Source organism: Mesorhizobium sp. M4A.F.Ca.ET.020.02.1.1 (assembly GCF_004022645.1).
Classification (GTDB): domain Bacteria; phylum Pseudomonadota; class Alphaproteobacteria; order Rhizobiales; family Rhizobiaceae; genus Mesorhizobium.
In genome coordinates this window covers 1-10,393 of the sequence record NZ_RZOI01000144.1, presented here as the reverse complement: position 1 = coordinate 10,393, position 10,393 = coordinate 1, and the positions used below count along the sequence as shown (strand labels likewise).

General features: G+C 60.7%; 8 protein-coding genes. 6 read left to right on the top strand and 2 right to left on the bottom strand.

Annotated elements, in window-relative coordinates; genetic code table 11:
* The first annotated feature begins 2 nt into the window (after window positions 1-2).
* The 3 genes from EN742_RS12180 to EN742_RS12170 all read left to right on the top strand — a co-directional run bounded on the left by EN742_RS12180 (window position 3) and on the right by EN742_RS12170 (window position 3,772).
* A complete protein-coding gene (locus EN742_RS12180; RefSeq protein ID WP_148670086.1) occupies window positions 3-2,144 on the top strand; it encodes an ABC transporter ATP-binding protein in 2,142 nt (713 codons plus the stop codon).
* Window positions 2,145-2,331: 187 nt separating this feature from the next.
* On the top strand, window positions 2,332-2,781 hold the full coding sequence (locus EN742_RS12175) for a cyclic nucleotide-binding domain-containing protein (RefSeq protein WP_126058880.1): 450 nt from the start codon (window positions 2,332-2,334) through the stop codon (window positions 2,779-2,781).
* A 136-nt stretch (window positions 2,782-2,917) separates the two neighbouring features.
* Window positions 2,918-3,772, top strand: a complete 855-nt coding sequence (locus EN742_RS12170; protein ID WP_127400535.1) for an MBL fold metallo-hydrolase — start codon at window positions 2,918-2,920, stop codon at window positions 3,770-3,772.
* A 1-nt stretch (window position 3,773) separates the two neighbouring features.
* On the opposite strand, the gene EN742_RS12165 is transcribed toward EN742_RS12170, so the two are convergent.
* Together EN742_RS12165 and EN742_RS12160 are read right to left on the bottom strand one after the other, a co-directional pair.
* Window positions 3,774-4,538, bottom strand: coding sequence for a polysaccharide deacetylase family protein (locus EN742_RS12165; protein WP_128332848.1), 765 nt, complete (start codon window positions 4,536-4,538; stop codon window positions 3,774-3,776).
* The gene (locus EN742_RS12160) at window positions 4,535-5,623 is read right to left on the bottom strand and encodes a glycosyltransferase family 4 protein (protein WP_127406634.1); all 1,089 of its coding nucleotides are present in this window, start codon (window positions 5,621-5,623) and stop codon (window positions 4,535-4,537) included. Before EN742_RS12160 ends, EN742_RS12165 begins: the two co-directional genes overlap by 4 nt.
* Before the next feature lie 91 nt (window positions 5,624-5,714).
* On the opposite strand from EN742_RS12160, the gene EN742_RS12155 reads away from it, so the two are divergent.
* From EN742_RS12155 to EN742_RS12145, 3 genes are all read left to right on the top strand, one after another.
* Window positions 5,715-6,875: a DUF3095 domain-containing protein gene (locus EN742_RS12155; protein ID WP_126059397.1), complete on the top strand. Its 1,161-nt coding sequence runs from the start codon at window positions 5,715-5,717 to the stop codon at window positions 6,873-6,875.
* 459 nt (window positions 6,876-7,334) lie between these two features.
* Complete coding sequence (locus EN742_RS12150) at window positions 7,335-8,675, top strand: adenylate/guanylate cyclase domain-containing protein (protein WP_126058884.1); 1,341 nt, start codon at window positions 7,335-7,337, stop codon at window positions 8,673-8,675.
* A gap of 142 nt (window positions 8,676-8,817) precedes the next feature.
* Window positions 8,818-10,393: ABC transporter ATP-binding protein (locus tag EN742_RS12145; RefSeq protein ID WP_148670087.1), on the top strand; the 1,576-nt coding region annotated here is incomplete at its 3' end.

Here is a 10,393-nt window from a genome sequence, read left to right as displayed (position 1 = left end):
GAATGATAGCGGTCGTGATCGTGGTGATCCAGATCGTGCTGATCCCGCGAATGCGGCGGCGGCTGATCGTGCTCGGTCGCGAACGGCAGCTGACGGCGCGCGCGCTTTCGGGCCGGGTTGGCGAAATCGTCGACGGCATCGGCGCGGTTCACGTCCACGACACGTCAAACTACGAGCGCGCCGACATAGCTGCCCGGCTCGGGCTCATCTTCAAGATCCGCTTCGATCTTTACCAGTGGAAATTCATGGTAAAGTTCCTCAACAATTTTCTCGCGCAGCTGACGCCCTTCCTGTTCTACATGATCGGCGGGTATCTGGTCATCGAGGGGCGGCTGGACGTCGGCCAGCTCGTGGCCGTGATCGGCGCCTACAAGGACCTGCCCGGACCGATGAAGGAACTGATCGACTGGGATCAGGCGCGGCAGGATGTCCAAGTCAAATATCAGCAGGTGGTCGAACAGTTCACCGTCGACGGTGTCATTGCGCCGACAATCGGGGCATTGACGATCGAAGCCCCCGGTCCGATGACCGACCCGCTGTCGGCGATCGGTCTGTCGATAGCGGACGATGGCGGTGCATTGCTCCTCGACCGTATCTCCGTCCAGGTCAAGCCGGGTGAAACGGTGGCGCTGGTCAGTACCGCAACAGGTGGAGCGGAGGCGCTTGCAGAAGCCTTCGCGCGCCTGAACCGGCCGAAAGGCGGCAAGGTCGCTTCGGGCGCCCACGACCTGCTTGAACTCCCCGAAGCAGTGACCGGCCGGCGCATGTCCTATGCCTCGTCGGATGTTTTCCTGTTCCAGGCAAGCCTCCGCGACAACCTGCTCTACGGGTTGAAGCATGCGCCGCTGACATCGGTGACTTATGACGGTGCTGCGGCAGACCAGCGCCGCTGGAACATCCACGAGGCGCGCCGGTCGGGCAATCCGGATCATGATATCCAAAGCGACTGGATCGACTACGCTTCCGCCGGCGCTACCGGCCCGCACGACCTCTTTGAAGCCGTGCGCCGGGTGCTCGACGCGGTTGTTCTGTCGCGCGACATTCTGGATCTTGGCTTGCGCTCTTCGGCCGACCTGACGCGTCACACGGAGCTTGCCAGGCGAATCGTCGAACTGCGTGCGGCGCTGCGAACGCGGCTGGAACACGAAGGGCTGAGCGGACTGGTGGTTCCGTTCGAACCCGGCGCCTACAACAAGGAAGCAACGATCGGCCAAAACCTGCTCTTCGGCGCTGCCGCCGGCCCCGAACTGGCCGACAGGGCTCTGGCGGCCAATCCCTATTTTGCTTCTGTGCTCAGGCAAGCCGGCCTCGACCGCACGCTCTACGAAATGGGCATGGAGATCGCCGACCAGGCGATCGAGCTGTTTGCCGACCTGCCGCCCGATCACCAGTTCTTCCAGCAGCTCGCCTTCATGAGCGCCGAGGAGATACCCGCTTACGAAACCTTGCTGCAACGGCTCAAGAACCGTGCCTACGAGGCGGTTTCAGAGAACGATCGCGCCATGATCGTCACCTTGAGCTTTGCCTATATCGAACCCCGGCACCGCTTCGGCCTGCTGAGCGACGAACTGATGAGCAAGATCGTCGCTGCTCGCAACGGGTTCTATGAAAACCTGCCGCCCGAGCTGCAAAACGCGGTCGAACGGTATGATCCTGCCAAATACATTGCCGCGGCTACTGTCATGGACAATGTCCTGTTCGGGCGCGTGGGCAACAACCATCCCGACGCACCGGACCGCATACGCTCCATCGTCTATGACATTCTTGACGAGCTGGGGCTTTATGCCGAAGTTCTGGATGTCGGTCTGGACTTCAACGTCGGCTCCGGCGGCAGGCGGCTGACCGGTGGACAGCGACAGAAGCTCGATGTTGCCCGCGCCCTGCTCAAGCGTCCCGATTTTCTCATTCTCAACCGGCCGCTGTCGGCGCTCGACCAGCGCATGCAGGATAAGGTGCTGCAAAACGTGCTCGAGGAGGCCAGACGCGACGGCCATTCGCCGGCAATTGTGTGGGTCGTGACGAATCCGGCAATGGGGATGATGTTCGATCGCGTTGTCGTCTTCGACTCGGGCCAATTGGTGGAAGACGGAACACACGAGACACTTTTGGCAGAGAGCGGTATCTTTAAGGAATTGCTATCATAGAGCATTGGACATTCAGATGGGATCATTCTGGCGGTGGGAGCTTGTGGCAAGATCAAGGGATTCGGGTTTCCGGCTGATCGGCCCGCCACCTTTCGCGTGGTTCGTCTCGCCGTCCGGAAACAGAATTGATCCCATCCGGGTGTCGGTTGTTCTAGTCTCGCAGACGTGAATGGGAAGGTTCGCGACAATGCTGCTCAAGGATGAGGTTGGAATGCTGCAACGCGTTCCCCTGTTCTCTGGCATAGAGCCGACAAAGCTCAAACTGCTTGCGTTCACATCCGATCGCGTGAGCTACAGCGCCGGGCAGATCCTTTTCCGGCAGGGCGATGAGGGCGACGCCGCCTATGTCATCCTTTCAGGCAGGGCGGATATTCTGGTCGATTCCGACAACGGACCGATAAAAGTTGCCGAACTGCTGCCAAATTCGATCGTTGGCGAGATCGCCATATTGTGCAACAGCTCCCGCACGGCCACCGTCAGAGCCGCAAGTCCGGTGGAAGCCTTGAGAATTCGCAAGGATCATTTCCTGAGGCTTATGAAGGAGTTCCCGGAAATGACCATCGAGATGGTTCGGGTTCTTGCCGATCGCCTGAGCCATACGACCGCGGATCTGATCGATGCACGAAGCGCCAAATAACGAATGATTTGCGCTCGATCCTTGCCGCCGTGATGGCACTGGCCCTCTCACGGACAAGGTCACCAGGAGGAAGACCTGTCTCGCCTAGCAGCAGTTGTTTGGCTACGATGGCCGAGGGGGACTACGAAGGGCTTGCATGGACGACGACGTTTTCCTGGTCAGGTTTTGGGGCGTGCGCGGCAGCATTTCGGTATCGGGGCCAGAATTCTCTCGCTATGGCGGCAACACAAACTGCATTGAGATGCGATGCGGTAAGCATACGCTTCTGTTCGACGCGGGCTCTGGCTTGCGGCCTGCCGGCTGGGCGCTTCGGGCGTCGGGCGTGACCGATACCGACCTGTTTTTCACCCATTGCCATTACGATCACATCATCGGGCTGCCGGCTTTTAAGCCGATCTATGACCGGAGCGTCAAAATCAGGCTCTGGTCCGGGCATCTTGCAGGACGCATGACGACGCGGCAGATGGTAGATGAGTTCATGCGGCCGCCTTGGTTTCCGGTGAGACTGGACGTCTGCAAGGCAAGCCTCGACTACCGCGATTTCGTATCCGGAGACGTGCTTCGGCCGCGCCAAGGGGTGGTGATCCGAACCGGCAGTCTCACCCATCCCGGTGGCTGCATCGGCTACCGGGTCGAATGGGGTGGCCGCGTCGTTGCGGTGATCACAGACACTGAGCACGAGCCGGGCAAACTCGATCAGGCGGTGCTCGGCCTGATCGAAGATGCCGACCTCGTCATTTACGATTGCACCTACACCGAGGAGGAAATGGAGCGCTATCGCGGCAACGGGCACTCGACATGGCAACAGGGCGTCAAGCTCTGTGAGGCCGCCGGCGCGCGGGGGCTTGCGCTGTTTCACCACGATCCGTCGCGCACCGACGATGAGTTGGACGAGATGGAGAAATTGGCCAAAGACAGGTTTGCCGGCGCGTTTGCCGCCCGGGATGGCCAGACGCTCAAATTTCCAGTCTCATTGCGGAAAAAGCGCTGAACTATTTTCCTTTGCCGGCGCAGCGCCCGATCAATGTCCTGATCGGAAGCCATGCGCACGCTTCAGCGTGTGTGGTGACTGTGAACAGCCGTTCGAGGAAAAGCCAGGCCGATTCATCATGCACGAGATGGTGGGTGAGCAGGCCGACCGGTTGGCCGCCGTCGAATGCATGCCGCAGTTGCGCGATGATGGCCTGAACCAACAGGCCATGATCGCGGCAACCGCGCGTGCCATGCCAATCCATGATGTCGACATTGCTGTTGATGACCGCCAGCGAAGCCGGCTTCGGCGGCCCATAGACCGACAATGCGGCAAATCCTATCGATCCGAGGTCGGGTACCAAGCCGGCGTCGATCCTGTTCCAGGGTGGCACCAGCATCGGAACGGCACGTGCGCCGTGCAGGCCGGCTATGTGCGACAGCCCACGGGCCAGCTCATCGAGCACCGCCTCGCGTGGCCGATGCGGGCCGAGCTCCTGCTTTTTCTGGTCCTCGGGCGCATGATTTCGGTGCGCCCAGCCATGGATGGCGACCGTGGCATGCGGCGTCTCGTCAAGCCGGGCGACAAGCTTCTCATCAGTCAGGGCAGGAATCACGGCCAGGGTGACCGGAATCGCGAATTCACCGGTGAGGTCGAGCAGCCTATCAAGCGCAGGCGTCGGATCCACGGCGTCATCGTCGCGCAGCCAGAACTCTGCCTTACGGTCCGCTCGTTGCAGGCTCGCCAGTTCCTCCACCAAGGGTTGCCAGATCTGATCGGGTGTCATGAAATCGGGATCTTCGCAAGAAGTCCGGCCAGACGCGCCGCCGCAACACCGAGGGAACGTTCTTCAAGGATGAAACGTCTGGCTTGTGCGGCCATGATGGTTCTTTCGTCGCTACGGGTCAGAAGCCTTTCAATGGCGGAAGCGAATGCCGCCACATCGCCCGGCGGCGTGAGAAACCCGGCTTGGCCATCCCGCACGACCTCCGGCACCCCGGCGATGTCCTGCGCCACCACTGGAAGGCCGGCGGCCTGTGCTTCAAGATAGGCAACGCCATAGGCCTCGCCGAAACCCGGCCAGACGTAAATTCCCCCACTGTACAGGACATCCGGTACGGCGGCTGGCTCAATCGCGCCAAGCCATTCGATACGGTCGGCGGGCAAGCCGGCGAATTGCGCTTTGACCTCTTCACGGGCAGGCCCGTCCCCGACGACAGACATGGTCCAGGGCAGGTGGCCGATCGAACCGAGCGCCTGCGCCAGCATGCGATAGCTTTCGACTTTGTCGCCCGGCCGCATCATGGCGACGGTAACTAGCCGCGTCGAACAACCCCGCGCCGGCGTTTCCCGGAATGCCGATGTGTCGATGAAGGGCGGAAGCATGCCGAGAGCGGCGTCGGGTATCGCATCTGCCAGTCCCTGACGATCCCTTTGCGTGAAGCAGATGTTCAGCGCCGCCTGTTCGACGGCTCGCGCCACCAACGCTTGCGTATCGGCCCACAAACCGGCGTTGCGCCGCCTCGAATAGGAGGCTTCCGCCGTCACATAGGGGACGGCAAAGGCCGACGCCAGTTCGGGTCCGATCAGGTCGGGCGCCTTGTAGTAGAGATGATAGGAGAACCAGAGATCGGGCTTGCCGTCACGATCCCAAAGTCTTGTCAGCCGCGCGGCTTCCTCTCGGGCTTCGATCTTGAGCGCATCGAAACTTTTCGACTCCGGTTCGCGTAGATAGAAGCGTATTTCGGATGCCAGTTCGACGCTATGCCCTCCATGTTCCAGCGCCTTGACCAGCGTCCGTGCCATCTGGCGGTCGCCGGAGGCAACGGGATGATTGGGTGACTTCAGCGGCGCGTAAAAGGCAATTCGCATTTCCGGACCCTATCATCGCAAAGCCAGCGCAAGTCAATTTCGAGCACGATCGACTTCACCTTCAAGCAGTGGAATGTGCTATTTGATGCTCATGGAAACAGCCGCCGCGTCCGACCCGTTTGTCGCTTCTCTGCCGGTCTTCGCAAAGTTCGAAAGCGTTGCCGATATCGACAACTACAAGCCTCTCCCCGATGGCTGGGCTCTGGCCACGGCCGACATCGTCGGCTCGACCAGGGCGATCGAGGCAGGGCGCTATAAAACCGTCAACATGGCCGGCGCCAGCGTCATTTCGGCGCTGCTCAACGCGCTGGGTCGGCAAGACCTTCCCTTTGTCTTCGGCGGCGACGGCGCGCTCGTGGCGTTTCCCGGCTCGGCGCTGGAGGTTACCCGCAACGCGCTGGCGGCTGTCCAGAGATGGGTGGCAGACGAGCTGGACCTCACCTTGCGTGCTGCAATCGTGCCGATAAAAGATATAAGAGCGCAAGGCCGCGACGTCCGCGTGGCGAGGTTTCAAGCCTCAGAAGCGGTCTTCTATGCCATGTTCGCCGGCGGAGGCGGCAGTTGGGCTGAAGCCGAGATGAAAGCGGGGCGCTACCGCATCGATCCTGCGCCGGCTGGCGCGCGGCCGGATCTGACCGGCCTGTCCTGCCGCTGGAACCCGATCGAAGCCCGGCATGGCGAAATCGTCTCGATCATAGCCATACCGGGGGCGTCGCGTGACTTGCGCGGTTTTCAGTTTCTGGCGTCCGACATCATCGCCCTTGCCGGCAGGCAGGAACGCGATGGCCACCCGGTACCGGTGAACGGGCCGGACTACAGTCTGCTGCCTGCCGGCCTCGATATCGAGGCGCGCGCCACGGCGCCGGCAGGACGGCGGTGGTTAACGAAGCTGTGGGTAATGTTCCTGATGACGCTTACGGCTGTCACCGATAGATATGGCTGGACGATCGGCAGTTTCGATCCGAAGATCTACAAACGCGACGTGGCCAGCAACTCGGATTTCCGGAAGTTCGACGACGGCTTGAAGATGACCATCGACGTTGACGCGGATGTGTTGCAACGGATCGAGAACCGGCTGAAGCAGGCGGAAGAGGCGGGCATCTGCAACTATGGCCTGCACCGCCAGAAATCGGCATTGATGACATGCCTGGTCGCTTCGCCGCTGCAGCGCGATCACCTTCATTTCATCGATGGCGCGGCCGGCGGCTATGCCGTGGCTGCCGCAAGCCTGAAGGCGAAGGTACCGGTTTGATGACGGCTTTGCGGAAATCGATCTTCCGCAATATGCCTCGGCCAATGGTTCTTGGGACCCAAGTCACCATGGGAACGGACAGCCTGTCCGGAGTTGACGGGAAACCAGATTTATAGGACGCCTCACCTCCGGATAGTCGACACACGCAATGTTCTTTGGCCGCCTCGGGCTGTCTCGAGAGACGGTGTGAAGGCCTGACGGCGTCCGGGTCGGCGAATTTTTGCCCGATGTCAGTATCGTGATTGCACTCTGCCGGCGCCCTCGCCACATAAGTCGACACGACATAGATGCAGTTACGCCTGCTCCTTGGCTGCGAGGATAGTCATCCGAGAAATTCTTCGCCGCTTTTGCCGCCGAAGCCGGCCTCGTTGACTTCGGGCGACCTATTGGGCCGTTGGCGGACTGTGTTATGGCGGATCAACGGATAATGGCTTCGTCTTCGACGGGTTTCGAGAGAGCATGAGTAAAACGCAAGCAGAAATTTCTACCATTCTCATGGATAAGGTTGCTGATTGGCTGACCCAATCGGCGCTGGCGGGCAGCGACCTGGAAGCCTTGGTAAAGGGCTTTTGCGAACGGCTGGCTGCTGCCGGCCTGCCGCTAAAGCGGGTGCATTTGAGCTTTTCGATGCTGCACCCGCTTTATGATGCGCTTGGCTTCACGTGGATTCGCGGCCAGGGCATGGAAGTGGAAGGCTTCCGGGTTGAGCCCGGCGAGCCGTCCGACAGATTCCTGACCAGCCCGTACTACCATCTGCTCAGCAACAAGCTCGACCATCTGCGACGCCGGATCGACCCGTCATTGCCGCCGGAGTTTCCGATTTTCGGTGAACTCGCGCTTATGGGCGTCACCGACTACATGGCTTTCGTACATCCCTTCAGCGACGACACAAGTCAGGGCATGATCGGGTCTTGGTCCACCGACGGTACTGCAGGCTTCAGCGATAGCATGATTTCAGCGCTGCTTCGCATCCAGAGCCATCTCGCGATCGCAACCAAGATGGCGGTGCTTACCAAGCTCGCCGACAACATGATGACCACCTATCTCGGCGGCGACGCCGGCAGGCGCGTGCTTGACGGTCAGATCAGGCGCGGCGAGGGCGATACAATCCGGGCCGCACTTGTCATGGGCGACATGCGCGGCTCGACAAGGCTTGCCGCAACCTCGGGCCGTGAAATCTATATCGATACGCTGAACCAGTTTTTCGACGCCGTTGCCGCACCTTTCAATCGCAAAGGCGGGCAGATCATGAGTTTTATTGGGGACGGCTTCATTGCCGTATACCCTTGCGAACGGCACCGTTCGCAGTCCGAGATCGCCTGCCAGGCTGCTCTTGCGGCAGCGCATCAGGCTACCGCGCGCGTCGTGGATCTCAATCTGCGCCGAAAGCAGCAGGGGTTGTCCGACATAAAATTTGGCATCGGCCTGCATGTCGGCAATGTGATGTTCGGTAATGTCGGGCTTACCGACCGGCTCACATTCTCTGCCTTCGGCTCAGCTGTAAACGAGGTCCAGCGCCTCCAGATCCTGACCAAGAAGTATCCGCACAGCGTTCTCGCCAGCAAGGACTTCGCCAGCTATTGCGGCGCAAACAGCTGGCTGACGCTGGGCCATGAGGAGCTGACTGGCATCAAGCAGAAGCTGACGGTGCTTTCACCCGATCTGTCGGGTGCGCTCGCACTCGATGAGGACGGTGCGATGGAGACCATTCACGATCGGAAATCGGAGGCCGAGCAGGTCATGCTGCTGCACCGCGATGCCGCCCGGCTATCGGCGGGAGACCCGAGCAAGCTCCAGTAAGCGTAACGAACAGCCCGAACGCCCTTGGCAGGCCGTCCGGGCGCAGGTTCCGCCACTGGCCCGCTTCGAATCCAAGTTGCTACAAGCTGGCAATGCGGTAGTCTCGCTTTCTGGGAGCTGCCAGAGTGGGACTGGTGTGAGAATGAATTCGGGCGTTGATCTGCTACGGATCGAGGATGTTGGCATCTCTTTTGCCATTATTGGGGGACCCTTGCATGCGGTCAGGCGCGCAAATCTTCGCGTCCTGCCGGGCAAGGTCACCGCGCTTGTAGGCGAGTCAGGTTCCGGAAAATCGGTTCTCAGCCAGGCAGTGATGGGCATTTTGCCGAACACAGCCCATGTTCGCGGCCGTATCCTGTTTTCCGACCCTGAAAAACCCGGCATGACGCAGGATATCCTGCAGATGCCGCGTGATGGACCCGAAATCCGAGCGTTGAGAGGGAGCCGCATCGGCAAGATATTTCAGGAGCCGATGACATCGCTGTCGCCGCTGCACACGATCGGCAACCAGGTCAGCGAATCCCTGCAGATTCATACGCCCATGGCTCGGGCGGAGCGCAAGGCGCGGACCGAGGAAATGCTCAGCCTTGTCGGCTTTCCCAATCCCAGGCGCGCTTACGACATGTATCCCTTTGAACTTTCGGGAGGATTGCGTCAGCGCGCGATGATCGCCATGGCGCTTATCTGCCGGCCCGCCCTGTTGATCGCCGACGAGCCGACGACGGCGTTGGACGTCACCATCCAGGCGCAAATCCTGCAATTGCTGCGCGGGCTTCAGACAAAGCTGAACATGGCGATGCTGCTGATCACGCACGACCTCGGCGTGGTCGCCAATGTCGCCGACGAGGTGGTGGTCATGTACCATGGCGAGATCATGGAAGCGGGACCCGTCGAGGCGATATTCCGCCGGCCAGGCCACCCTTACCTTAAGGGTCTGATGGCAGCCGTTCCGCATTTCGACCTGAAGCCTGGCGAAAGGCTAAAGGCGCTCCGCGAGGTGCCGGTGAATGTCGGGAACCTGCTCGGCGAGCAGACGGCGCCGGCATCGAAGGGGCCGGACGACCTCCTGCTGTCGGTCAGGGATCTGAAAAAGACCTTCACTATCCGCAAGTCCGGATGGTTCGGCGGGGATCATCAAACCTCTGTTCGTGCCGTGGACGGCGTGAGCTTCGATATCCGGCGGGGTGAGTGCCTGGGTCTGGTCGGCGAAAGCGGCTGCGGCAAAACCACCGTCAGCAAGATCCTTATGCGGGCTGTCACCCCTAGCGGCGGCTCTGTGATCTTCAACGGCCGCGATGGGCCGATCGACGTCCTGGAAGGCGAGGGAGATGCCCTGCGTATGCTGCGCGCGAAAATCCAGATGGTCTTCCAGGATCCGGTTTCGTCGCTTTCACCTCGCATGACGGTGGAGAACATCTTGAGCGAGCCGTTGGAAATCCATCAACGTGGCAATGCCGCGTCCCGACTTGCCACGGTGAAGAGCCTGATGCAGGCAATCGGGCTCGATCCGCGCTTTATCAAGCGTTATCCGCACAGTTTCTCCGGTGGGCAGCGTCAGCGTATCGGCATTGCGCGCGCCTTGGCGCTGGGGCCTGAACTCCTGATCTGCGACGAGCCGGTTTCGGCGCTCGATGTCTCTGTCCAGGCGCAGATACTGAACCTTCTGAAGGACCTGCAGAAGGAACTGGGTCTGACCTACCTGTTCATATCCCACAACC

Bases quoted from the DNA above. Each gene is read 5' to 3' on its own strand.
- EN742_RS12175 (WP_126058880.1), top strand. From the start codon at position 2,332: ATGCTGCTCAAGGATGAGGTTGGAATGCTGCAACGCGTTCCCCTGTTC.
- EN742_RS12160 (WP_127406634.1), bottom strand. From the start codon at position 5,623: ATGCGAATTGCCTTTTACGCGCCGCTGAAGTCACCCAATCATCCCGTT.
- EN742_RS12170 (WP_127400535.1), top strand. From the start codon at position 2,918: ATGGACGACGACGTTTTCCTGGTCAGGTTTTGGGGCGTGCGCGGCAGC.
- EN742_RS12155 (WP_126059397.1), top strand. From the start codon at position 5,715: ATGGAAACAGCCGCCGCGTCCGACCCGTTTGTCGCTTCTCTGCCGGTC.
- EN742_RS12150 (WP_126058884.1), top strand. From the start codon at position 7,335: ATGAGTAAAACGCAAGCAGAAATTTCTACCATTCTCATGGATAAGGTT.
- EN742_RS12180 (WP_148670086.1), top strand. From the start codon at position 3: ATGATAGCGGTCGTGATCGTGGTGATCCAGATCGTGCTGATCCCGCGA.
- EN742_RS12165 (WP_128332848.1), bottom strand. From the start codon at position 4,538: ATGACACCCGATCAGATCTGGCAACCCTTGGTGGAGGAACTGGCGAGC.